Origin of the sequence: Leucobacter ruminantium (assembly GCF_017565705.1) — a bacterium.
GTDB classification, from domain to species: Bacteria; Actinomycetota; Actinomycetes; order Actinomycetales; family Microbacteriaceae; genus Leucobacter; species Leucobacter ruminantium.
Genome location: NZ_JAGDYL010000017.1, coordinates 24,570 through 48,506, shown reverse-complemented (window position 1 = coordinate 48,506; position 23,937 = coordinate 24,570). Strand labels below are relative to the sequence as shown.

Below are 23,937 nucleotides of genomic sequence, written 5' to 3'. Positions count from 1 at the left end.
GCCGGAAACCGTGCTCGGGACATCCGGGCTGCTCCTACCGGCTCCCGCGGTCGAGCGGCGACCGCGGCCCCCCGCGTCGCTCGAAGGCACCCCGCGTACGTGAGATCCGGTAGTCGATCCGGTCGTCCACGTAGGTCTCGATCTCGGGGTGCGTGCCGAAGGAGCTCGCCCACTCCGCGGTCACGTGCTGGGTGACGCGCTCGAGCCTCGCCTCCATCTCGGCCCGCTCGAGCACCTTGTCGTCGATCCGCAACGCGCGGAGGGTCGACCAGCTCATGAGCAGCAGCACGATGCTGAAGGGCAGCGCCGTCGCGAGGGCCGCCGCCTGCAGCGACTGCAGACCGCCCGCGAGCAGCAGGGCGATGGCCACCGCACCCTCGAGCAGGGCCCACAGCACCCGCGACCAGACGGGCGGATTCGGGTGTCCGCCCGACGCAAGCATGTCGACCACGAGGGATCCCGAGTCGGAGGACGTGATGAAGAAGATCGCCACGAGCAGGATGCCGAGCACTGAGAAGACCGTGCCGAACGGCAGATCGCCGAGCACCTGGAAGAGGGCGTGCTCGACGCTCACCGCCCCGTTCTGCACGAGGTCTCCCTCTCCGAAGATCTGCCGGTAGAGGCCGGCGCCGCCCATGACGGAGAACCAGAGGAAGCCCACGAGCGTCGGCACGAGCATCACGCCCGCGATGAACTCGCGCACGGTACGCCCGCGCGAGATGCGGGCGATGAAGATGCCGACGAACGGCGACCACGAGATCCACCAGCCCCAGTAGAAGATGGTCCAGTCGGAGAACCAGCTCGTCGCCTCCCCGCGCCGGTAGGCACCGATGTCGAAGGTCATCTGGAGCACGTTCGCCAGGTAGAAGCCGATCGACTCCGTCAGGTTCCGCAGCAGGAAGAGCGTCGGGCCGAGCAGCAGCACACTGATGAGCAGCGCTGCCGCCATCGAGAGGTTGATGTTCGAGAGCCACTTCATGCCGGCTCCGATGCCGCTGACCACGGAGAGCATGGCGATGAGGGTGATGACGATGATCAGCACGACGAGCAGGGTGTTGCTCGGGCGGTCGACGATGCCGATCTCGGCCATGCCCGCGGAGATCTGCTGCACGCCGAGGCCGAGCGACGTCGCGACGCCGAACACGGTGCCGAAGATGGCGAGCACATCGATGACGTCGCCCACCCATCCCTTCACCCGCTCGCCGAAGAGCGGTTCGAGCGCCCAGCGGATCGACACGGGACGGCCGCGCCGGTGGATCGCGTAGGCGATGGAGAGGCCGATGATGGCGTAGATCGCCCACGGGTGCAGTCCCCAGTGCACGAAGGTCTGCGCCATCGCGAGCCCGGCGAGCTCGGCCTGGTCGCCCTCCCATCCCGGCTTCGGCTGCACGGTGGCGTAGGTGAGCGGCTCGCCCACGCCGTAGAAGACGAGGCCGATGCCCATGCCCGCGGCGAACAGCATCGCGAACCACGACAGCACGCCGAACTCGGGCCGGTCCTCGTCTCGACCGAGTCTGATGCGCCCGAGACGGGAGAACGCGATGCCCGCCGCTACCATGATGAACGCGCCGACGATGAGCATGTAGTACCAGCCGAGGTGCCCGACGATCCACGTCTGGATGCTGGTGAACACGCTGCCGGCGGCGTCGGGGAGCAGGATCGCGAACGCCACGACGAGCAGGATGACGATGAGCGCGGGCCAGAACACCCGCGGGGAGATCATGCCTCTCCCGATGCGCACTCCGTGCCTGCGCAGCTTCGCCGTGATCTGATCGTCGGTGTCCTGCTCCTCGATCTGCACCGCGCGCGGCAGGTGCACCGACTCCGGCAGGCTCGAGTAGTCGGGAAGCAGGGGCGAGGGATCGGGCACCACCGGATCGGCGGGGTTCTGGGCGGGCGGTTCGGGTGCACTCATGGGCGATGGTCCGTTCTGTCGGCGCTCTTCGTGACCTTTCCACCCTTTCGGCTTCTGTGCGGTGTTGCAAGTCGAGCGGCCGCCGCGACCCCCTTCGGCACCGCCTGTTTCCCGCTCTGCGGCTAGGATCGCAGGGTGGCCCGTTCCCCTCGCACTCCCCTGCCGTTCGAGGTCTGGGCTCTCGTCGCGGGCGCCTTCGCGGTCGCGCTCGGCTACGGCGTCGTCGCCCCCGCGATCCCTCAGTTCGCGTTGGAGTTCGGCGTCTCGAAGTTCGCGGCCTCCGCGATCGTGAGCGCTTTCGCGCTGATGCGGCTCGTCACCGCCCCGTTCGCTGGGTGGGCGGTGTCGCGCATGGGCGAGCGCCGCACCTACGCGACCGGCATCCTGATCGTGGCGCTCTCCACGGGCGCAGCCGCCTTCGCGGCCGACTACGCGCAGTTCCTCGTGCTGCGCGGCGCTGGAGGCGTCGGCTCCGCGATGTTCACGGTCTCCGCGACCGCGCTGCTCGCGAAGGTCAGCCCGCCCGACGCCCGGGGCCGGGTGGCGAGTCTCAACGCCGCCGGGTTCCTGCTCGGCGGGCTGCTCGGCCCGGTGCTCGGCGGAGTGGTCGCAGCCTTCGGCCTGCGCGCCCCGTTCGTGTTCTACTTCTTCACCCTGCTCGCCGCAGCCGCGGTCGTCGCGGTCGCGCTGCGGCGTTCGGCGTTCGCGGCCGGCCCGGTCGAGGGATCGGCGCAGCCAGAGTCCGTGGTGCTCGGCGAAGCGCTGCGCGTGCCGCAGTACCGCGCGCTGCTGGTGTCGGTGTTCGCGTTCGGGTGGGCGTCCTTCGGCGTGCGCGTCTCGATCATCCCGATCTTCGTCGCCGTGGCCTTCGACGGCGACGCCGCTGCGGCCGCCTGGGTGCTCGCGGGTTACGCAGCGGGCAACGCGCTGCTGATCTTCCCGGCGGGGCGCTGGACCGACACCGTGGGCCGCAAGCCGCTGCTGGTGACGGGCATGGCGGTGCTCGTGGCGAGCTACCTCGTGTTCCCGGTGTCGCCGTCGATGTGGGTCGCGATCGCGATCATGGTCGCGGCCGGGGCCGGCTCGGCACTCGTGAACCCCGGCCAGCAGGCCGTGCTCGCCGACGTGCTCGCACAGCGGCGCGGCGGCAACGTCGTCGCGGCCTACTCGATGATGAGCGACCTCGGCGGGGTGCTCGGCCCGCTCATCGCGGGCGCGATCCTCGACGCCGCCGGGTTCGGCTGGGCGTTCGGTACCACGGCCGTTCTCCTCGCGGTCGCGGCGACGGCGTGGCTGTTCGTCTCGGACCTCCGCCGCCCGGCGGCGCCGTGATTCGGCGAGGGATCCCTACCCCTCGAGGTCGTCGACCCCCGGAAGCCAGGTGAGACCGGGCCGTCCCCAACCGTTCTTGCGCTTCGCCTTCTGCGCCCCCTTGTTCTCGGGATGCACGAGGCGGTCGACGTAGAGGAGGCCTTCGAGGTGGTCGTACTCGTGCTGCATGATGCGCGCGAACCAGCCGCTCGCCTCGAACTCGAAAGACTCGCCGTCGATGTTCTGCGCGCGCAGCAGCGCGCGGGGCGAACGGCGCAGGGCGAAGCGCTCCCCGGGGAACGAGAGGCACCCCTCGATCTCGTCCTCGCCGGGCAGACCCGGCTCGGGCGGCGAGATCCACAGCACGGGGTTGATCGCGACGCCGCGGGCGGGCGCCTCGTCCTGGTCGTCGTACATCCACACGAAGAGGCGCTTGCCGACCCCGACCTGGGGTGCGGCGAGCCCCACGCCCGGGGCCTGCTCGCAGGTCTCGAACATGTCGTCGACGAGGGTGCGCAGTTCGGCGTCGAACTCGGTGACGGGTTCGGCTGGTCGATGCAGCACCGGTTCGCCGCAGATCGTGATGGGGAGCACAGTCATGCCGAAAAGCCTAGGGCATCCGGGCCGCCGGGTAGACTGGGTGGGTTGCGCGCGGCATCGACCCCGTGCCACGGCGAGGGATCCCTCGCGCCCGAGCACCAGGACCAGCACCGAGGAGCGACCGTGTCGAACACCCCCGCCGAGCAGATCGTCTGGATCGACTGCGAGATGACCGGACTCGACGTGGACCGCGACGGGCTCTGCGAGATCGCGGTGATCGTCACCGACTTCGACCTCACCCCGCTCGACCCCGGCTTCGAGGTCGTCATCAACCCCGGCCCCGACGCGCTGGAGCAGATGAACGACTTCGTGCGCTCGATGCACGCCGGCTCCGGGCTGCTGCCCCGCATCGAGGCCGGCGTCTCCGTGGAGGAGGCTGAGCGCCAGGTGCTCGATTACGTGAACCGCTTCGTCGGCCCCGGCCGCCGCCCGCTCGTCGCGGGCAACACGATCGGCATGGACCGCCGCTTCATCGCGAAGTACATGCCGGTGCTCGAGGAGCGCCTGCACTACCGCAGCATCGACGTCTCCACGATCAAGGAGCTCGCGCGGCGCTGGTACGTGCCCGCCTACTTCAACGCGCCCGAGAAGCGGGGCGGGCACCGCGCGCTCGCCGACATCGCCGAGTCGATCCAGGAACTCGCCTACTTCCGCGAGACCGTGATGCTCGAGGCGCCCGGGCCCGATAAGACCGTCACCGCCGAGATCGCGCGGCGCATGGGCGAGCGCTACGCCCCGTTCATCGACGGCGAGCCCCAGCCTCCCCGCTGATCGAGCGAGCGGCGCCCGAGCCCGCAACCCCTTACGCCTCCGGCAGCCGCGGCGTAGGGTGGGCGGCATGGACGCTCGACACGACTCCCCCGCATCGCTCCCCGCGTTCGACGAGACGGGCATCCGTCGGGTGCTCGTAGTCGTCGCCCACCCCGACGATCCGGAGTACGGCACCTCCGCGGCCGTCGCCGAGTGGACGGCCCGAGGCATCGAGGTCGGCTATCTGCTGCTCACCTCGGGTGAGGCCGGCATGCAGCGCCCGCCGGAGGAGGCCGGGCCGCTCCGAGCCGAGGAGCAGCGCCGCGCGTGCTCCGAGGTCGGCGTCGAGCACCTCACCATTCTCGAGTTCACCGACGGCGTGCTCGAGTACGGCCTCGAGCTGCGACGCGCGATCGCCCGGGAGATCCGGCGCTTCAGGCCGGATGCCGTCGTCACGGGGTCGGGCGAGCTCTTCGTGGGCTGGGGCGTCGACCACGCCGACCACCGCGCCGCCGGCCTCGCGGCCATCGACGCGGTGCGAGACGCCGACAATCGGTGGGTCTTCCCGGAACTGCTGCGCGACGAGGACCTCGCCCCGTGGGGCACGACCTGGTTGCTGCTGACGGGGTCGGAGCCGACACACGCCGTGGCGATCGGCGAGGCGTCGGTGCGGCGAGCGGTGGCGTCGCTCACCGCCCACGAGGCGTATCTCGCCGATCTGCCGTGGCATCCGGCCCCTGCGGAGTTCATCCCGGAGATGCTGCGCGAGATGGGCTCCGCCGCGGGCGCGCCGCACGCGGTCTGCTTCCGCGCGCTCCGCATGCGCGGCGAGGCGTAGCCCGCGCGAGGAGTATCAGCGCTGCGCAGGCTCGGGCACCGCCGGAGCCTGTTCCGCCGCAGCACCGTCTCGTCGCGGCAGGAGGAGACCCCCGGCGAAGACCCCCAGCAGCACCGCGCCCCAGACGATCGCGGGCACGGTGCCTCCGACCAGGAACGGGAGGTTCCACAGCGAGATCCCGAGCACGAGGAGTAGACCGATCCCGCCGAGCACCGATGCCGACACCACCCAAGCGGACGGGGCCTCCCCCGGGCGACCGCGGCGCTTCACCCCGAAGGAGAGCACCGCGAGGCTCGTCAAAGCCATCATCCAGATCACGCCGACCGCGCCGGCTCCCGAGTACCAGGTATAGATCTGCAGCACCGGGTCGAGGCCGATCGCGGCGGAGACCAGCACGACCGATGCGGTCAGACCGCTGACCCACAGCGAGGCCCGCGACGGCGCGCGGTGCTTGGGGTGGACGTCGGAGAGCCGCTTCGGCAGCACTCCGCGTTGTCCGAGAGTGAAGAGGTAGCGCGCGACGATGTTGTGGAAGGCCAGCATGCACGCGAACATGCTCGTCACCACGAGCACCTGCACGATGTCGGCCGCGATCGGGGCGATCACCTCGCCGGCCAGCGCGATCACCGCCCGGTCCGGGTGCTCCGTCGACGTCGTGATGGCCTGCTCCCCTCCCAGCCCCGCGATGATCAGCCAGGACGATACGAGGTAGAGCGCGCCGACCGAGACCACCGCGATGTAGGTGGCTCGCGGCACGGTGCGTTCAGGGTCGCGGGCCTCGTTGCGGAAGACAGCGGTCGCTTCGAAGCCGAAGAAGCCGAGGAACGCGAAGAGGAGGCCGAGCCCCGGCGCTCCGGACAGCGCCTCGGTCGGGTCGAAGGGCGCCGCGGTGAGCTCACGACCGGAGGCCAGAACACCGAGGTCGATCGCGATCACCGCGACGACCTCGAGCACGAGTACGATGCCGAGCACCTTCGCCGAGAGTTCGATGTCGCGGTACCCGAGCAGCCCGACGATCACGATCATGAGGGCTGAGATCGACCACCACGGGGCCTGCGCCCCGGTCCAGAGCTCCAACAGGTTGCCCGCCTGCACGCCGAGATAGCACGTCATGGACACGGTTAGCAGCAGGTAGCAGAGCAGCGCGATCGCGGCGGTGCCGAGCCCGGCGCGACGGCCGAGACCGCGATGCACGTAGGAGTAGAAGGCGCCGGCGTCGGGCACGCGCGGCGTCATCCACGCGTAGCCGACCGAGAAGAGCAGCAGGATGACCGTTGCGGCGAGGATCATCAGCGGCGCGCCGAGCGATCCGGAGACGCTGATGATGATCGGGAAATTCGCCGCGACGACGGTGATGGGCGCCGCAGCGGCGATCACCATGAAGACGATGCCGGGCACGCCCAGCCTACGGTGCAGTGTGGTTTCCATAAGGATTCCTCAGTGTAGAGGCATTTCGTCGCGACGAGACCGCGGCGGCCGCGGCTGAGCTGCACTTCCCGAGGACGCCCGCGACCCGTGACAAACGTCACGCCGACGCCGTGACACTCCCCTCCTGCGCCGCGCACCACCGCAGCGGGAGGCTGGGAGCATGGACGCACTGACACGACACGGGCGCAGCGCACCCGATCCCTCGCCCGAACCCGACCGCGCCCCCGCGGTCGAGATCACCGGCCTCGCGCGCGGCTTCGGCAGCGGGGAGCGGCGCGTGCGCGCGGTCGACGGCGTCGATCTCGTCGTCGCGCGCGGGGAGGTCGTCGCACTGCTCGGCCCGAACGGAGCGGGCAAGACCACGACACTCGACATGCTGCTCGGCCTGAGCGAGCCCGACGCGGGCGAGGTGCGCGTGCTCGGACTCCCTCCGCGGCGGGCGGTCGCGTCGGGCCGACTGTCGGCGCTCCTGCAGACCGGCGGCCTGCTCGCCGACCTGACCGTGGGCGAGACGGTCGCGGTGATCGCAGGTTTCCACGGCGCGACGAGCCGGGTGGCGCCCGTCATGGAGCGCACCGGCCTCGCGCCGATCGCACGGCGCAAGGTGAGCAAGTGCTCGGGCGGCGAGCAGCAGCGCATCAAGTTCGCGCTCGCGCTGCTGCCCGACCCCGACGTGCTCGTGCTCGACGAGCCGACGACCGGCATGGACGTGACGGCGCGACGGCGCTTCTGGGAGGTCATGCACGAGGAGGCGCGCGGCGGCCGCACCGTCGTCTTCGCGACCCACTACCTCGAGGAGGCGGAGCAGTTCGCCCGGCGCACCGTGGTCATGAACCACGGGCGCGTCGTCGCAGACGGCGACACCGGGGAGCTCAGGGCGTCGCTCGGCGGGCGCACCGTCACCGCGACCCTGCCGGGCCCCGACCCGGAGGCCGTGCTCCAGCGGCTGCGCGGCACGGCGCCCCTCGCCGGTCTCCCCACCTCCGGCGTCGCGCTCGACGGCGCGAGGCTCCGCGTGCGCACGACCGACTCCGACGCCCTGGCCGCACTGCTGCTCGAAATCGGAGCGCGCGATCTCGAGATCGCGGCCCCCTCGCTCGAAACCGCTTTCACCGCGCTGACGGAGGACTGAACCGTGCTCTTCTCCATGCCCTTCTTCATCGTCGAGATCAAGCGCCAGCTGCGCAACCCCTATACGCTCGCCTTCACGCTCGCGATGCCGATCGCGATGTACCTGCTCTTCGGCGCGAACGCCGAATACGCCGATGAGAGCGCGGGCAACGGCAACGTCGCCTTCTACGTGATGGCGTCGATGGCCGCCTTCGGCACCGCGACGGCGATGACGTCGATGTGCTCGCTCGCGGCGTCGGAGGTCGGCCAGGGCTGGGGCAGGCAGATCGCGATGACCCCGCTCACGATCGCGGGCTACGCGCTCGTGAAGGTGGTCACGGCGGTCTGCTTCTCCGCGATCTCGACGGCCGCCGTGTTCGCGGTCGGCGCCTGCACGGGGGCCGCGGCCGACGGGCTGTGGCGCTGGTTCGCGGTCGCGGGACTCATCCTGGCGGGCGGCTTCATGTTCGGGCTCTTCGGCCTCGGCGTCGGACTGGCCTTCAACTCCGACTCCGCGGCGGCGCTCGCCTCGATCTCGATCACCTTCTTCGGCTTCTTCGGCAACGTGTTCATGCCGCTCGAGGGCGTGATGCTCGACATCGCCCACTTCACCCCGATGTACGGCTACGTGGCGCTCGCGCGCTGGCCGATCACCGAGGGCGCGCTCCTCGCGGGCGGGAGCGATCCTCTCTGGGCTCTGCTGCTGAACGTTCTGGCGTGGGCGCTCGTGTTCGCCGCGATCACCCGCTTCGGGGTGCTGCGCTCGCGGCAGCGTCGCTAGGCTCGTGGCATGGCGAGAGCGGACCTGACGCAGGGCACATGGGAGCGCTACGGCTGGCTCATGGCCGCGGTCTGGATGGTGTTCCTGTTCTTCCCCGCGAACGCCCTCGTCGCCTCGCGCGCACCGCTCGTGCTGCTCGCGCTCGGCTGGGCCGGCCTCGCATGCTTCGCAGCGAGCTACCTGGTCGGCTTCATCGTCGGCATGCGCGCGGGTTGGGCGCAGCCGTCTCGCTCGGCAGCCCGGCTCTACGCCGTGGCGCTGCTCTGCGCCGCGGCGACGGTGCCGGCGATCGGCTGGGAGGCGACGAGCTTTCTCCCGTTCCTGATGTCGTTCGCATCGTACAACTTCGCCCGGGTCTGGCACTGGGTCGCGACGGGAGCGGCCCTCGCGATCATCGTGCTGGAGGTGGCCGTCGACCTCGCCGCCCGTGAGACCCCTCCCTGGACGCTGCTCGCGATCGTCGCCATGATGGCGGCGGTGAACACCGTGACCACATGGCTGCTCGACCGCTCGCAGGCGGAGGACGAACTGCGCATGGAGCTCGCGACGAGCGAGGAGCGCGAGGCGGTCGCCCGCGACGTGCACGACCTGCTCGGGCACTCGCTCACGATCGTGAAACTGAAGGCCGAGCTCGCGATGCGCCTCATCGAGAGGGATCCTGCCGCGGCGCGCGCCGAGCTCGAGGAGATCGCGCGCCTCACGGGCGAGGCGATCGCGGGGGTGCGCGCGACGGTGACGGGCCTGCGCTCCTCGGGCATGGCCGAGCAGTTGCGCGCGAGCCGCGAGGTGCTCGAATCGGGCGGGATCGCGGTCGAGATCGCCGGCGACGCGGGATCCCTCTCCCCCGCCCAGTCGATCCCAGCCGCGTGGGTTCTGCGCGAGGCGACGACCAACATCCTGCGGCACTCGGGCGCGGGCCGCGTGCGCATCGCCGTCGAGCCGGGCACGGTCGTGGTGGAGGACGACGGCGCGGGCGTCGGGCTCGGCGCGGCCTCGCGGGGCCACGGGCTGCGCGGCATGGCCGAGCGGGCCTCGGCGGCGGGCGCGGTGCTGCGCGTCGAGCCGGTGCGGGGCGGAGCGCATTCGGGCGCAGGCGGCGAGGGATCCGCGGAAGCGGAGGGCGAGGGACCCCCCGCGGCGGAGCACGAGGGATCCCCCACAGGCGGAGCGCGGGGAACGAGAGTGAGTCTCACATGGTGACGGCAGCGGACGGTGAAGGATCGGCCGGGAACGGACCGGAGCGCGGGCCGATCCGCCTCCTGATCGTCGACGACCAGGCCCTCGTGCGCGGTGCGCTCGGCGCACTGCTCGAGCTCGAACCCGACCTCTCGGTCGCGGGCTACGCCGGAGACGGCGCCGAAGCGGCCGAGCGGGCCGCGCAGCTGCGCCCCGACGTGTGCCTCATGGACATCCAGATGCCCGGCGTGGACGGCATCGCCGCGACCCGCGCCGTGCTCGCGGCGCACGCGGCGACGCGCGTGCTCATCGTCACGACCTTCGCCAGACCGGGCTATCTGCGGGCCGCGCTCGACGCGGGCGCCGGCGGCTTCATCGTGAAGGACGCCCCTCCCGAACAGCTCGCCGACGCCGTGCGGCGGGTGCACGCGGGCATGCGCGTGGTCGACCCCGCGCTCGCCGAGGCGTCGCTCTTCGAGGGCGCCAATCCGCTCACCGAGCGCGAGCAGCAGGTGCTGCGCCTCGCGGGCGAGGGGCGCACGGCCGCCGAGATCGCCGCCGAGGTCTTCCTCTCGCCCGGCACGGTGCGCAACCACCTCTCGTCGGCCATCGGCAAGACCGGCGCGGTCAATCGCGCCCAGGCGGCGCGCATCGCCGCCGACAAGGGCTGGCTGTAGCCGGGCCTATCCGCCCGCGGCGCCCGCCGCGGCTCTTCCGGCCGCGCGGCCCGAGAACAGGCAACCGCCGAGAAAGGTTCCCTCGAGCGCGTTGTACCCGTGCACGCCGCCCCCGCCGAAACCGGCCGCCTCGCCCGCGGCGTAGAGACCGGGGATCGGCTCGCCCGATGCACCGAGCACCCGCGACGAGAGGTCGGTCTGGATGCCGCCCAGGGTCTTGCGCGTGAGCACGTGCAGTCGCACGGCCACGAGCGGCCCCGCCGCGGGATCGAGGAGCCGGTGCGGCGCCGTTGTGCGGGTGAGGCGGTCTCCGAGGTAGCGCCGCGAGTTGCGGATGCTCATCACCTGCGCGTCCTTCGAGAACGGGTTGCGGATCTCGGCGTCGCGCTCCCGGATCACCCGCTCGACGGCGTCGGCCGAGAGCAGCGGCTCGGCGGTCAGCCCGTTCATCTTCGCGACGAGCTCGGGAACGCTCCCGGCCGTCACGAAGTCGGCCCCGCGGTCGATGAACGCGCGCACCGGCCCGGGTGCGCCGCGGCCGAGCCTGGCCTTGAGCAGCAGCTTGCGGTCGCGGCCGGTGATATCGGGGTTCTGCTCGGATCCCGACAGCGCGAACTCCTTGGCCGCGATGCGGCTCGTGACGATGAACCAGGAGTGGTCGTGCTCCGCGAGTCCTGGAACGGTGCGCAGCATGCGCAGCGTGCCGAGCGTGTCGTGACCGGGCAGGCCGGGCGGGGGCAGGCGCCGGCCCAGCGCGTCGAGCCACAGCGGCGAGGGCCCGGGCAGAATGCGGATCGCGTGCCCCGGCCAGACGGGGTTCCAGTTGCGCACGCCCTCCGTGTAGTGCCACATGCGGTCCCGGTTGACGAGGCGGGCCCCCGCCTGCTCGGCGATTCCGAGCATGCGGCCGTCGACATAGGCCGGCACGCCCGTGACCATGCTGCGCGGCGGGGTGCCGAGACGGTCGGGCCAGAAGCGCCGCACCAGCTCGTGATCGCCGCCGATCCCTCCGCTCGCCACGATGACGGCCCCGGCCCGCAGCTCGAAGTCTCCGACCGATTCGCGCGACGACACCGCGCCGCGGGCGTTCGCGTCGGGCGCGAGCACGCTGCCGCGCACCCCGACCGCCCGGCCGTTCTCGACCACGATGCCGTCGCAGCGGTGGCGATGCAGGATCCGCGTGCGTGCGCCCGCCGCAGCCTCCTGCGCAGCTGCGATGAACGGGCCGACCACTCCGGTGCCCGTGCCCCATGGCACGTGGAAGCGGGGCACGGAGTTGCCGTGCCCGCCGGCGGTCAGGTCGCCGCGCTCCGCCCAGCCGACGACGGGCGTGAGTTCGATGCCCGCCTCGCGGATCCACGCGCGCTTCTCGCCCGCCGCGAACTCGACGTAGGCGCGGCCCCAGCGCTCCGCCCACTCGTCTTCCGGGTGCTCGCCGTCGAGCCGGTCCCACCCAGCGCTGCCCCGCCAGTCCTGCCACGCCAGTTCGAAGGAATCGCGCACGCCGAGACGCCGCTGCTCGGGCGAGTCGACGAGGAAGAGCCCGCCGAACGACCACCAGGCCTGCCCGCCGAGATCCTGCGGCCCCTCCTGGTCGATGACCACGGTGCGCAACCCGGCGCGGTGCGTCTCCCGCGCTGCGACGAGACCGGAGAGTCCGGCCCCCACGATGATGACGTCGGCGTCCATGCCCCAAGTGTAGGGCGCGCTCTCCGAGCGGGGGCACGGCATCCTGCCCCTATGCTGGGGACATGGATCAGGCCGAGCCCGAGCGTCGCTCGCCGTCGACCCGCCTGCTGCGCCCCTTCCTCCGCCTCTTCGCGGCCCCTCGTGTGAACATGCGCGAGGACTACGAGAAGGTGCGCCGACTCCAGCGACTCGCCGCGCTGCCCGCGGTGCCGCGGTTCCGCGCGCTCGACCGCACCCTCGTCTCCCGTACGAGCGGCGAGTCGATCCCCGTTCGCGTCTTCGAGCCCCGCGAACGGCGGCGCGACGACGTGCTCGTGTTCTTCCACGGCGGCGGCTGGGTGACCGGCGACATCGAGAGCTACAGCCCGGCATGCACCACGATGGCCGACCTCACCGGCTGCGTCGTGGCCTCGGTCGACTACCGCCTGGCTCCCGAACACCCGTTCCCGGCAGGGCTCGAGGACTGCCTCGACGTCGCCGCGACGCTGCTGGACGAGCCCCGGCGCGTCGGCGCCGAGCACCCGGATCGCATCGTGCTCGTCGGTGATTCGGCAGGGGCCAACCTCGCCGCCGTGGTCTCGCTGCTGCGGCGCGAACGCGGCCTCCCGGGCCCGTCGCGGCAGATCCTGCTCTATCCGGTGGCGCACTGGGATCACGATCCCCGTACCTCGCCGTTCCCCTCGGTGCGCAACCACGGAGACGACTACCGGCTCACCAACACCGAGGTGCAGGACTACTTCGACCTGTACGTGCCCGACCCCGAGCTGAGGCGCAGCCCCCTGGTCGCTCCGCTGCTGGCGGAGGATCTGACGGGGCAGCCGCGCACGCTGCTGATCACCGCCGAACTCGATCTGCTGCGCGACGAGGGCGAGGCCTACGGCGGGGCGCTCGAGCGATCGGGCAACGACGTGCGGGTGCACCGCGTGCCGGGCGCGCTGCACGGCTTCATCGCGCTCCCCCGCTTCTCGCGCTCGCTGCGCGAGGCGTACGAGGTGATCAACGCCTTTCTCGACGAGGGATCCTCGGGCTCGGCGACCGCTCCCAGGGCGACGAGGGATCCGGGGGCCTCGTGAGCCGCAGAGCATGGGCGCGCCTCGACAACGCGTCCAACATCTTCCTCGCCGCGCGCAGCGAGGTCGACCCGAAGGTCTTCCGCATCAGCGCCGAGATGGATCACGAGGTGGATGCGGAACTGCTGCAGCGGGCGCTCGAGACCGTGTACGATCGCTATCCGCTGTACCACTCGGTGCTGCGCCGCGGCGTGTTCTGGTACTACCTGCAGGCGAGCGATCTGCGGCCGGTCGTGGAGTCCGAGACGCTGCCCACGTGCGCGCCGATCTACCGTCCCGATCGGCGCACCCTGCTGTTCCGGGTGCTGCATCACCGCCGTCGCATCGCGCTCGAGATCTTCCACGCGCTCTCCGACGGCACGGGCGCGCTCTGGTTCGTCTCCGATCTCGTGACGGAGTACGTGCGGCTGCGCCACCCGGCGCCTGACGGGGAGGAGCGGAGCGAGGAAGGGACGTCCGGGAAGGGGCCCCGCGTGCGTCCCCTTGCCGAACTCCCGGAGCCCGTCACCGATCCGGTGACCGATCCCGGCCCGCTGCACGAACTCGAGATCGACGGCTTCGCCCTCCACTTCCGCGGTCGACCGCGCGGAGCCGCCGCTGGGACCGCCGCGGAGGGCGTTGGGGCCTCCGACGCGTCCACCGGCGAGAGCCCCGAGCAGAGCGCCCCGACGACCGCTCAGCCGACGGTCCCGCCCACCGTTCGACGAACTCGGACCCCGCGCGGACGGGTGCACCGCGTGCGCGGCACCCGCACCCCGGACAACCGGCCGCGGCTCGTCGAGCTCACAGCTCCCGCCGACCCGGTGCTCGCGCTCGCCAGGGCCGAGGGCGTCTCCCCGACCGCCTATCTGACCGCCGTGTTCTTCGAGTCGATCCGGCGCACCTCCTCCGGACGCGCCGCCTCCCGCTCGTTCGCGGCATCCGTGCCGGTCAACCTGCGCCAGTTCTTCCCCTCGACCTCGGCGCGCAACTTCTTCGCGACCGTGCGCATCGAACACGTCTACGGCCGGGGGCCCGACGACATCGGATCGGTCGCCCGGAACCTGGAGCGGCAGTTCAGGCCGAAGGCCGGCCCCGAGGCGCTCGAGCGCAGGCTCCGCCGACTCGTGCGGTTCGAACGCATGCCGGCGCTGCGGATCGTGCCGCGGCCGCTCAAGGACGTACTGCTGAACCTCATCAATCGGGTCAACAACCGGGGCCTCACCGTCGCGATCTCGAACCTCGGCCGGGTGACGCTGCCGGCCGAGGCGGAGCCCCGAGTCGGCCGCATGCTGTTCCACGTCTCCGCCGTGCGCCCCCAGTTCTGCGCGATGTCGCACGCGGGCATGCTCGCGATCAGCTTCACCTCCCCCTTCGTCGAGACCGACCACGTGCGGGAGTTCGCGCGCGTGCTCACCGCGCACGGCATCCCCGTGACCGTCGTCGCAGCGCGCGTCACGGAGGAGGAGCTCGCCGAGTCAGGCGCCGACTCGGGCGACCCGATCGGGGTGCGGGCATGAGGCGCTGCACGGCCTGCGCGGTCGACGTCGAGGGCGCGTGGTCGCGATGCCCGCTCTGCGCGGCCAAGCTCGCGGGCGATCCCTCGCCGAGTCCGCTGCCCGCCGCGCCGCTGAGATTCTCGCGTCGCAGGGTGCTGCGCGCGCTGTTCGCCGCGTCCCTCGCGCTCATCCTCGGCTCGTTCGCCGCTCAGCTGTTCTTCCGCGCCGACCCGAGCGGCATCGGTGCGCTGCGATTCGTCTGGCTGGGCATCGCCTCGATGTGGCTCGTGGTGCTCATGGCGGTGCGCCAGCGCCGCAACCCGGCCAAGGGCACGGTCTCCCTGGTGGTGCTCGTCGGACTGGTGTGCAGCTACTGGGACTACCTGACGGGCTGGCACGCCTGGTCGCTGACCTACGCCGTGCCGATCGTCTGCGCATCGGCGATCATCGCGCTCTTCATCACGGTGCAGCTGATGCGCATCGAGGCCGGCGAGCACGTGGTCTACAGCGTGCTCGCCGTGACGCTCGGCCTCGTGCCGATCGTGTTTCTCGTGCTCGGCTGGGTCACGCACCCGTTGCCCTCGGCCATCTGCGGGGTGCTCAGCCTGATGCTGCTGATCCTCGAGCTGGTCCGCGGCGCCGAGATGCGCCACGAACTCGCGAAGCGCCTCAACCTGTAGCTGCGCCGACCCGCTGGTTGAGCGAGGCGCAGCCGAGTCGAAACCCGGGGCGTCGGGCCCTCGATTTCGACTCGCTCCGCTCGCTCAATCAGCGGGAGGAGAGGCGCGCTCGGCGCCTACACCGTCCGCTCGTAGCGACGCGCCCTGCCCGAGATCCCCGCGAAGCGGAATGGTGCGTTCGTGACGCGCGGCGTCTCGACGTCCACGGCGCTCGGGTAGACCGTCGAGTGCAGCTCGCGGTACGCGGGCACGTCGAGCGGCACGCGCGCATCGAGCGCGCGCGACACGCGGTCCGCGTGCCCGCGGGTCTCGTATCCCGGCTGCACGATCCCCGTGATGAATTCGCTCACGCTGCCCGAACCGTAGCTGAACAGGCCGATTCGGCGTCCCTCCAGCTCGGAGTCGTGGTCGAGCAGGGCGGCGAGAGCCGCGTAGACCGACGCCGTGTAGGAGTTGCCGAGCCGGCGGTTGTACAGCGAGCTCGCGGCGAGCCCCGTGTCCCGCCCCTCGGCTTCCGCCGCCTCCCCCTCGGTGAGGGCCGTGCTCAGCGCGGCGCCGGTGTGCTGCGCGAGGTGCGCCTGGGCCTTCTTCGCCATCTTGGTGAAGGGCTGGTGGTAGAGGATCCGGTCGATGTCGGCGATGCCGGGGCCGCCCCGCGACTGCAGGTCGTCCCACGAGCCCGCGAGGGCGTCGAGGTAGGCGGTCACCGAGAGCGCACCGTCGACGACCGCGGTCGACGAGTCGTTGGGCCGCCAGAAGTCGTCGACCTCGTCGGTGAAGAGGCCTGCGGCCGGCTCGATCTCGAGCAGCGAGGGATCGGCCGAGACGAGCATCGCGACGGCGCCGGCGCCCTGGGTGGGTTCGCCGGGGCTGTCGAGCTCGTAGCGCGCGACGTCGCTCGCGATGACGAGCACCCGCTCCTCCGGGAAGCGGCTGACGATGCCCACCGCGGCCTGCAGGGCGGCTGTGCCGCCGTAGCAGGCCTGCTTGAACTCGACTACGCGCACCTGCGGCGGCAGGCCCACCAGGCGCTGCACCGAGACGCCCGCCGCCTTCGACTGGTCGACGCCCGACTCGGTGGCGAACAGCAGCGTGCGGATGCCGTCCATCCCGTTGCGTTCGATGATCGGCAGCGCGGCCGACGCACCCATCGTGACGATGTCCTCGTCGGGCGCCGGCACGCTCATCTCGTCCTGGCCGAGGCCGAGCCGGAACTTGTTCGGGTCGATGCCGTTCGACTCCGCGAGCCGATCGAGATCGAGCACGTGGTGTGCGGTTGCGAGTTCGAGGTCGTGAATGCCGATCCGCGTCATGCGCTCTGGCGTCCTTTCCGTTCCATGAGCAGGTGGGTCTGCATGAGCTCGCCCGGGTTGGTCTGGGCGGCGAGCAGTGAGAGCTCGCCGCAGAGCACGGTCGCCGCCATGAGCACGGCGAGCCGCCTGGCGTTCGCGCCCGGCTCGCGCTCCTCGCGGCAGCCGAGCCGTTCGAGGGCGGCGTCGACGTGGGCGAGGTGCTTGCCGTTGCCGACCGTGCCGACGATCAGGTGCGGCAGGGTGCACGAGAAGTAGAGGCCCTCCTCGCGCGCCTCCGCGTAGGTGATGCCCTGGGAGCCCTCGACGATGTTGGCCGCATCCTGGCCCGTGGCGAGGTAGAAGGCGAGCAGCATGTTCGCGTAGTGCGCGTTCGCCGAGCGCAGGGCGCCGGCGATCGTGCTGCCCACGAGGTTCTTGCGCACGACGATGTCGGCCATCTGCTGCGCGGTGGTGCGCAGGCGCCGACCGACGACCTCGTGAGGGATCAGCATCTCGGCCACGACGCTGCGGCCTCGGCCGAGGATGCCGTTGACCGCGGTCGCCTTCTTGTCGGAGCAGTAGTTGCCCGAGATCGAGCCGTAGTCGAGGCCCAGCCCCCACGACAGGATGCGCTCCATGAGCGCCTCGGCCGCCTTGGTCGCCATGTTGTGGCCCGAGGCGTCGCCCGTGGTGAAGGCGAAGCGCACGAAGAGCAGGTTGCCCACGATCTCGGGGTGGACCTCGATGAGCCTCGCGTGCCTGCTATCGGCCGCCACGAGCTGTTCCAGCTCGGACAGCCGCTCCCGGATGGCGCGGGCCGCCGCCTCGGCTCCGATCGCGCTGTCGGCGACGAAAAGCGAGGAGCGGGTCATGCGCTCGTCGACGACGACGGTGCGGATGCCCGCGTCGAGCTCTCGGGAGATGCTCGCACCGCGCCCGACGGAGGGCCACAGCGGCGTCTCGTAGGTCGCGAGCGGCACCGATACCTCGGCGTAGGGCTCTCCCTTCGCGATCGCGTCGCCGCTGATGCGCAGCGGGCCGACCCAGCGGGTGGGCACCTCGGTGCTGAACGTTCCGGGATCGTTCACTGCTTCCTCCTGGTGGGCTGAGCGGGGATTCGGGTCATCGTGGCGTTCACGCGGGGCGCCGCTCCGAGCGGCGGGAGAATTCGGCCGGGTCGATGCCTCGCAGACGGCAGAACTCCCCGAGGCGGCCGCGCAGGATCAGATCGGTGGAGGCCAGCTGCTCGGCGTTCTCGGCCCCGAGCAGTGCGAAGAGCGCGCGCGTCTGCGTCAGCCAGCCGCGCACGAGCGTCACGAGCGCCTCGGCGTCGCCGTCCATCACGGTCTGCAGGAACGCGCCCGCGACACCCACCCCTCTGGCACCGGCGGCGAGGGCCTTCACCACGTCGTAGGGGTGGCGCACTCCGCCCGAGGCGAGCAGCGCAGGCCCGTCGGCGGGAGCGTCGAGCAGACAGGCGAGCGCGGACTGGCCGAAGCCGGTGAGCATCGAGAAGTCATCGGCGGCCGTGGCGCGGGAGTTCTCGATGCCGAGGAAGTCGGTGCCGCCGGTCCCGCTCACATCGGCGACCCGCACACCGATGCCGCGCAGCTTCTCCAGCGTGCGACGGCTGAGGCCGAAGCCGACCTCCTTCGCGACGACCGGCACCGGGGACGCCTCGACGATGCGTTCGAGACCGACGAGCCAGCCCGAGAAGTCGCGCGATCCCTCGGGCATCGCGGTCTCCTGCACGGGGTTGACGTGGAGCTGCAGGGCGTTCGCCTGCAGAAGCTCGACCGCGCGCAACGCATCGTCCGCGCTGCGCCCCGCTCCGAGGTTCGCCATGACGAAGCCCGACGGATTCTCCTCGCGGATCACCGCGAAGCTGCGGGCGGTCGAGGGATCGTCGATGGCAATGCTCATGGACCCGCAGGCCATGGGCATGCCGGTCTCGCGCGCCGCGATGGCGAGCTGGCGGTTGATCCGCTCGGTGAGGTCGGTGCCGCCGGTCATTCCGTTGACGTAGAACGGCGTGGCCCAGCTCCACTCTCCGACGCGCACCGAGAGGTCGACGCGCTCGGCGTCCACGCCGTCGAGGGCGTGGTGCAGGAACTCGAGATCGTCGAACTCGTTGCGGGCGGAACGGCCCTCGCGCTGCTGCAGGGCGAGGCGCACGTGATCGTCCTTGCGCGCCGCGCGCACCGAGGCGCCAGGCGCTGCCGCGCGTTCAGAAGTCATCGATGCCTCCCAGCGGCGGATGGACCGACAGGTCGAGCCGCCGGATGTCGTGCGCCTCCCACTCGCGCAGGATGCCGGTCGGCGCGGGTTCTTCCGGTGCCAGCACGATACCGCAGTCTCCGCCTCCCGCGCCCGACGGCTTGCCTGCGGCGCCGTGGCGCTCGGCCGCGTCGCACAGTTCGCGCAGCTGCTCGGTCTCGACCTCGACCCCCGACTCGGCGCCGAATCGCCGCAGCAGGCGACGCGCTCTGCGGATCGCGTCGAGCGCGCCGACGTCGCCGCGCTCCGAGGAGGCTTCGAGCGCGTCGACGCAGGCGCGGCTCTCGGCGAGGAACTCGCGGGACGGCGCGGTCGAGCCGGATCGGCGCGAGCGCTCGACGAGGTTCTCGGTCGAGGCGGGCGATCCGGTCCAGCCGACGAGCAGTTGCAATCCGGTGGGCGGTCGCAGCCGCTTCGCGCCGCAGCCGGCCCACGCCTCGGTCGACGCGAGAGTCGCCGCAACGCCGCGCGTCGCGCGGTGCCGGCGCAGTGCCTCGCGGTCGGGCGAGGAGTAGCGGATCCACCCGCCGAAGACGCTCGCTGCGAGGTCGCCCCCGGAACCGCGCGGCGACACCTCGGCGGAGGCCAGCATCGCGAGCTTGAAGCGCTCCACGAGGTTCAGACCCAGATCGTAGAACTCGTCGAGCGCCGACACGACGGCCGCGGTCACGGCTGCCGACGAGCCGAGGCCGAACTTCCGACCGCTCGCGTCTGCGAGGTCGCTCGTGATGTTGATGTCGAAGTATCGGGGCGGCAGCCCCCGTTCCAGCCGCAGATCCTCGACCGCGGCGATCGCGGCGATCGCGTAGTCCTCGGAGACTTCGATGCCGCCGCGAGCGCCGCGGGCCGCGATCCCTCGCCCCTCGCGGGTCCAGGAGACGGTCTCGTGCTGCTCCCCCGCCGAGCGGACCTGCCCGGCATCGGTGCTCTCGGACAGCCGCGCGGTGAGGCAGCGATCGACCGCCACGAGCACGGCGGGCTCGCCCGGCTCCACCACGGCGTACTCGCCGGCGATGTAGAGCTTGCCCGGTGAACGGACCTCGATCACGAGGGATCGCCCTCGGGCGATGCGTCGCCCTCCAGCAGCTCGACGCCCGGGCCGGGCTTCGCGATCTGCACCCGACCGAACTCCTCCATGCGCGCCGCGACGGCCTCGGCATCGGCGGACTGCACGAGCACCACGACGTTCGGGCCCGCGTCCGCCGTGGCGTAGGCCTCGACGCCGCGCTCGCGCAGCTCGGCGACGGCGTCGAACACCGCCACGCTGCGCGGCGTGAGGTAGCGGATGGGCGGATCGGCCGACTGGATCAGCGCGTGCATGCGGAGCGCGTGCGTCTCGGTGATGCGGCCGATGCGCGTGAAGTCGCCGGCCTCGCACGCCGAGATCATCTCGGCGAGGCTCTCCTCGGTGGTGCGCGGCCATGCCTCGGCGAACGGCGAGGTGAGCGCGGTGCGGCGCATGGCGACGCGGCTGGAGACGGGCTTCTCCCCCGCGTCGACCGTGACGATCACCATGTGCATCTCGGGCGCGGCGACCGCCTCGGCGAACGAGGTCTCGTCGCCGTCGCCGGCATGCCACACGGCGACGCCCGGCACGATGGAGCGCGACGCCGAGCCCGAGCCGCGGCGGGCGAGCCGGCTCAGCCCCCTTGCGTCGAGGTCCAGACCGTAGGCCGCGGCCGCTGCCGTCGCGAGGGCCGCGAAGCCCGAGGCGGAGGAGGCGAGCCCGGCACCGGTCGGCGCCTCGTTGCGGGAGCGGACGAACGCGGGGGTCTGCGAGCCCGCGAGGGATCGCACGAGGTCGAGGAAGGCGGCGACCCTGCGCAGCGACTCCCCCGTCGCCTCCCGGCCGTTCAGCTCGAAGCGATCCGCTTCGGCCTCGGGCGCGAGCGACACGGTCGTGGTGGTCGGCAGGATGTCGAGAGTGAGCGAGAGGCTGCCCGCGACCGGCAGGATCAGCTCCTCGTCGCGCTTCCCCCAGTACTTGACGAGCGCGATGTTCGGGAAGGCGCGCGCGGTCGCGGCGGTCATGCGACGGGCACCGTGGTCGTCCAGGTGCGCTGCGCACCGGCGGCGCGCAGCGTGAGCGCGATGCGCTCCGCCTGCTCCTCGGAGTCGACGAGCGCGAGAACGCAGCCGCCGAGGCCGCTGCCGGTGAGCTTGGCGCCCGCCGCACCGGCGGCGCACGCGGCGTCGACGAGCGCGTCGAGGGCGGTCGTGCTGACGCCGATCCGGCCCAGCAGTTCGTGCGCCTCGCGCATGCGGGCGCCGAGGGCGGCGCGGTCGCCCAGGCCGAGATCGAGCGTGGCGCCCTCGGCGAGGTCGGACAGGCGCGAGATGGCGCGGTCGATCCGGGCGGGCTCTGCGGCGCGGAGCTCGCGCACCCCGGCCACGGCCTCGGCGGTCGAGCCGGAGACGCCGGAGTCGGCGATCACGAAGGTCAGCGGCGCTCCGATCGGCAGCTCGGCGGTGCTGCCGGATTGGAAGCGGATCGGGCCGCGGGCCGCGACGGCCCGAGCGTCGATGCCGCTCGGGTTGCCGTGCGCGACGCGCTCGGCCTGCTGCACGATGCCGTAGAGCTGCTCGGTGTCGAACTCGCGGCCGGCGAAATCAGCCGTGGCCCGCGCGACCGCCGCGGCGACCGCCGCGCTCGAGCCGAGCCCGCGGCCGTGCGGTACGGCGCTGCGGATGCGCAGCTGCACGGCCGCCGAGCCGAGGCCGGCCTCCGCGAGCGATGCGCGCGCCGCGGTCGCGACGGGCTGCAGGCGCTCGGGCATGGCCTGGAGCGTTCCCGCGAAGAGCTCGCTCTCGATGCGCGTCTCCGCCCCGTGGAAGGTACGGACCTCGGCCTCGACCTCGAGCTGGCAGAGCGGCACCGCGACGGCGGGGGCCCCGTAGACCACCGCGTGCTCGCCGAAGAGAATCGCCTTGGCGTGCGCGCGGCCCGTGCCCGTGCGTGCACCCGCATCTCGTTCCGGTCGCGCGGCCGGCGTGCCCGAGCGCATCGGGGAGGTCGTGTTCATTCGAATCCGTTTCGGTGACGGTCAATGTCTGCGATGGCGCGGACGCGCTGATGGCGTCACGAACGCACCGTCGCCAACGAGGAACGATACCACCCCACCCTGTTCGTATCGGGTATTCGGGCCGTTCACGGCCACCGCAGATCGAGGGTGCGCTCCACCCGAGACCGCTGCTCCTCGGGGTCGAAGTCGCCCGCGGGCCAGCGCGGATCGATCCCGTGCAGCTCGGACAGCACGATCCGCTGCACCGCGACCCGCGCGTACCACTTGGCGTCCGCCGGGACCACGAACCAGGGGGCGTGCGGCGCGTTCGTGCGGTCGATGGCGGCCTGGAACGCCTCCATGTACTCCGCCCAGCGCAGCCTCTCATCGACGTCGCCCGGATCGTACTTCCAGTGCTTCTCTGGCTCGTCGAGCCTCGCGAGCAGCCGTTCGGCCTGCTCCTCCGGGGAGATGTGCAGCATGATCTTCACGATCCGCACCCCGTCGTCGGCGATGCGACGCTCGAACTCGGCGATCGCCTCGTAGCGCCGTTCGATCTCCTCGGGCGGGGCGAGGGATCGCACCCGCTGCACGATGACATCCTCGTAGTGCGAGCGGTCGAACACCCCGATCACGCCGGGCCCGGGCACGCGGGGCTCCACCCGCCACAGGAAGTCGTGCTCGCGCTCCTCCGCCGAGGGCGCTTTGAACGCCGCGAGCGCCAGCCCGTAGGGCTCCAACGCTCCGAAGACGTGATTGACGATGCCGCCCTTGCCCGCGGCGTCCATGGCCTGCAGCACGACGAGCAGACGATCCCTCGCCCCCGTGCGGCTCTGCGCGAACAGCTTCTGCTGCAGCTCGCGCAACTCTTCGGAGGCGCGCGCCAGCTCTGCGCGGCCGGCCTCACGGTCGGCGTCGGTGCCGGGTTTCGAACCCGGGTCGACGCTCCGCAGCCGGAAATCAGGGCCGACGCGCAGCAGCTCGTCGGGTTCGGAGCTCCAGAAAGGTGCGGACATGCGGCCTCCAGCGCGGTTCTCGACGGACGTCTCCCGCCAGGCTACCCCGCCGCCCCGCCGGTCGGGCCCCTCCGCTGGTCGAGCGAGCTTCCCTCCGCTGGTTGAGCGCACTTCGACTCGCTCCGCTCGCTCAGCAACCGCGAAGCGAGTCGAAACCAAGGCCCCCCGAGGGTTCCGACTCGGCTGCGCCTCGCTCAACCAGCGGGGGCGATCGCCCTCCGGAAGCACACGCGATCCTCGCCGGGCCCGTCGTAGTCGGAATGCACCGGAACTCCGTTCACCACCCGGTCACCGCCCTCGAACTCGAAGCCCATCGCACAGTGGAAGGCGATCGACCCGCTATTGCCCGGGGAGGTGATCGCACGCACCTCGCGGCGCCCGGCCTCCGCCGCCTCCCGCAAGAACCTCCCGTACAAGTGGCGTGCGAAGCCCCGGCCGCGGAGCTCGGGATCCACCCCGACGAAGTGGATGTAGGCCTCCCTGTCGTCGTCCGCGGCGTAGAGACCCACGAGGAAGGCTCGGATGCCCGTGTCATCCTCGAGCACCAGGCTCGTCTGCGAGAAGAACTGCAGGAACAGTCTCGGAAGCAGCCGCGACAGCTCACGAGCCCGCTCCGGGCTGCGCGAGTCGGTCCACCATCGCGCGATGCACTCCACGATCACCGCGTGGTCGGAGGTCTTCGCCCTCCGCAGTCCCGGCAGATCCCTATGCGCCATCGGGTTCTCCCTTCGTCGTATCGAGGTCGCCCGCACCGCTGTGCCCGCGGAGCGTGAACGCAGCAGCATGGCGGCGGAGCACTTCCGGGAAACAGAACAGCCCCCGACCTCGGTATCACTACCCGGTCGGG

Annotated in this window: 22 protein-coding genes; 10 read left to right on the top strand and 12 right to left on the bottom strand. The window is 71.7% G+C overall.

The genetic code is table 11. From position 1 onward, the window contains the following. Positions 1–34: 34 nt before the first annotated feature. Positions 35–1,915: a BCCT family transporter gene (locus tag J4H91_RS10105; RefSeq protein WP_208046142.1), complete on the bottom strand. Its 1,881-nt coding sequence runs from the start codon at positions 1,913–1,915 to the stop codon at positions 35–37. A 135-nt stretch (positions 1,916–2,050) separates the two neighbouring features. On the opposite strand from J4H91_RS10105, the gene J4H91_RS10100 reads away from it, so the two are divergent. Then, entirely contained in the window at positions 2,051–3,247 is a 1,197-nt protein-coding gene (locus tag J4H91_RS10100; protein ID WP_208046141.1) for an MFS transporter, read from the top strand. 15 nt (positions 3,248–3,262) lie between these two features. Here J4H91_RS10100 and def read toward each other — a convergent pair whose 3' ends face one another. Next, positions 3,263–3,826, bottom strand: coding sequence for a peptide deformylase (gene def / locus J4H91_RS10095; RefSeq protein ID WP_208046140.1), 564 nt, complete (start codon positions 3,824–3,826; stop codon positions 3,263–3,265). 123 nt (positions 3,827–3,949) lie between these two features. Between def and orn the strand changes: the two genes are divergently transcribed. Together orn and J4H91_RS10085 are read left to right on the top strand one after the other, a co-directional pair. After that, on the top strand, positions 3,950–4,597 hold the full coding sequence (gene orn, locus J4H91_RS10090; protein ID WP_341783513.1) for an oligoribonuclease: 648 nt from the start codon (positions 3,950–3,952) through the stop codon (positions 4,595–4,597). Between the two features lie 67 nt (positions 4,598–4,664). Next, a complete protein-coding gene (locus J4H91_RS10085) occupies positions 4,665–5,414 on the top strand; it encodes a PIG-L deacetylase family protein (RefSeq protein WP_208046138.1) in 750 nt (249 codons plus the stop codon). A gap of 15 nt (positions 5,415–5,429) precedes the next feature. Here the strand turns inward: J4H91_RS10085 and J4H91_RS10080 are convergent, their stop codons facing one another. After that, complete coding sequence (locus J4H91_RS10080) at positions 5,430–6,842, bottom strand: APC family permease (protein ID WP_208046137.1); 1,413 nt, start codon at positions 6,840–6,842, stop codon at positions 5,430–5,432. A 160-nt stretch (positions 6,843–7,002) separates the two neighbouring features. Between J4H91_RS10080 and J4H91_RS10075 the strand changes: the two genes are divergently transcribed. The 4 genes from J4H91_RS10075 to J4H91_RS10060 are packed head-to-tail and all read left to right on the top strand — an operon-like array spanning position 7,003 to position 10,586. After that, on the top strand, positions 7,003–7,974 hold the full coding sequence (locus J4H91_RS10075; protein WP_208046136.1) for an ABC transporter ATP-binding protein: 972 nt from the start codon (positions 7,003–7,005) through the stop codon (positions 7,972–7,974). A 3-nt stretch (positions 7,975–7,977) separates the two neighbouring features. Then, entirely contained in the window at positions 7,978–8,733 is a 756-nt protein-coding gene (locus tag J4H91_RS10070) for an ABC transporter permease (protein WP_341783511.1), read from the top strand. Positions 8,734–8,742: 9 nt separating this feature from the next. Further along, positions 8,743–9,933 (top strand): sensor histidine kinase, encoded by a 1,191-nt coding sequence (locus J4H91_RS10065; RefSeq protein WP_208046135.1) that lies wholly within the window; start codon positions 8,743–8,745, stop codon positions 9,931–9,933. Next, positions 9,927–10,586: a response regulator transcription factor gene (locus J4H91_RS10060; protein ID WP_208046134.1), complete on the top strand. Its 660-nt coding sequence runs from the start codon at positions 9,927–9,929 to the stop codon at positions 10,584–10,586. Before J4H91_RS10065 ends, J4H91_RS10060 begins: the two co-directional genes overlap by 7 nt. A gap of 6 nt (positions 10,587–10,592) precedes the next feature. On the opposite strand, the gene J4H91_RS10055 is transcribed toward J4H91_RS10060, so the two are convergent. Beyond that, entirely contained in the window at positions 10,593–12,275 is a 1,683-nt protein-coding gene (locus J4H91_RS10055) for an FAD-binding dehydrogenase (protein ID WP_208046133.1), read from the bottom strand. Between the two features lie 62 nt (positions 12,276–12,337). Here J4H91_RS10055 and J4H91_RS10050 point away from each other — a divergent pair, with 62 nt between their 5' ends. From J4H91_RS10050 to J4H91_RS10040, 3 genes are read left to right on the top strand one after another with little or no spacing between them, the layout of a single operon-like run. Further along, positions 12,338–13,348, top strand: a complete 1,011-nt coding sequence (locus J4H91_RS10050; RefSeq protein WP_208046132.1) for an alpha/beta hydrolase — start codon at positions 12,338–12,340, stop codon at positions 13,346–13,348. Further along, complete coding sequence (locus J4H91_RS10045) at positions 13,345–14,844, top strand: alcohol acetyltransferase (protein WP_208046131.1); 1,500 nt, start codon at positions 13,345–13,347, stop codon at positions 14,842–14,844. The genes J4H91_RS10050 and J4H91_RS10045 overlap by 4 nt, the downstream gene beginning before the upstream one ends. Next, positions 14,841–15,503 carry a DUF6320 domain-containing protein gene (locus tag J4H91_RS10040; protein WP_208046130.1) on the top strand — a complete coding sequence of 221 codons (663 nt, stop codon included), beginning with the start codon at positions 14,841–14,843 and terminating at the stop codon, positions 15,501–15,503. Before J4H91_RS10045 ends, J4H91_RS10040 begins: the two co-directional genes overlap by 4 nt. Before the next feature lie 116 nt (positions 15,504–15,619). Here J4H91_RS10040 and J4H91_RS10035 read toward each other — a convergent pair whose 3' ends face one another. The 8 genes from J4H91_RS10035 to J4H91_RS10000 form a co-directional block, all read right to left on the bottom strand. Beyond that, positions 15,620–16,816 carry a hydroxymethylglutaryl-CoA synthase gene (locus J4H91_RS10035; RefSeq protein WP_208046129.1) on the bottom strand — a complete coding sequence of 399 codons (1,197 nt, stop codon included), beginning with the start codon at positions 16,814–16,816 and terminating at the stop codon, positions 15,620–15,622. Next, positions 16,813–17,883: a hydroxymethylglutaryl-CoA reductase gene (locus J4H91_RS10030; RefSeq protein WP_208046128.1), complete on the bottom strand. Its 1,071-nt coding sequence runs from the start codon at positions 17,881–17,883 to the stop codon at positions 16,813–16,815. The genes J4H91_RS10035 and J4H91_RS10030 overlap by 4 nt, the downstream gene beginning before the upstream one ends. Positions 17,884–17,929: 46 nt before the next feature. Continuing rightward, entirely contained in the window at positions 17,930–19,033 is a 1,104-nt protein-coding gene (gene fni / locus J4H91_RS10025) for a type 2 isopentenyl-diphosphate Delta-isomerase (protein WP_208046127.1), read from the bottom strand. Further along, a complete protein-coding gene (locus tag J4H91_RS10020) occupies positions 19,023–20,120 on the bottom strand; it encodes a phosphomevalonate kinase (RefSeq protein WP_208046126.1) in 1,098 nt (365 codons plus the stop codon). Before J4H91_RS10020 ends, fni begins: the two co-directional genes overlap by 11 nt. Continuing rightward, on the bottom strand, positions 20,117–21,103 hold the full coding sequence (gene mvaD, locus J4H91_RS10015) for a diphosphomevalonate decarboxylase (protein ID WP_208046125.1): 987 nt from the start codon (positions 21,101–21,103) through the stop codon (positions 20,117–20,119). The genes J4H91_RS10020 and mvaD overlap by 4 nt, the downstream gene beginning before the upstream one ends. Next, positions 21,100–22,095, bottom strand: a complete 996-nt coding sequence (gene mvk / locus J4H91_RS10010) for a mevalonate kinase (protein WP_208046124.1) — start codon at positions 22,093–22,095, stop codon at positions 21,100–21,102. The genes mvaD and mvk overlap by 4 nt, the downstream gene beginning before the upstream one ends. Positions 22,096–22,220: 125 nt before the next feature. After that, complete coding sequence (locus J4H91_RS10005; RefSeq protein ID WP_208046123.1) at positions 22,221–23,090, bottom strand: PPK2 family polyphosphate kinase; 870 nt, start codon at positions 23,088–23,090, stop codon at positions 22,221–22,223. Positions 23,091–23,284: 194 nt separating this feature from the next. Then, positions 23,285–23,875: a GNAT family N-acetyltransferase gene (locus J4H91_RS10000; protein WP_279543886.1), complete on the bottom strand. Its 591-nt coding sequence runs from the start codon at positions 23,873–23,875 to the stop codon at positions 23,285–23,287. Between the last annotated feature and the right edge of the window lie 62 nt (positions 23,876–23,937).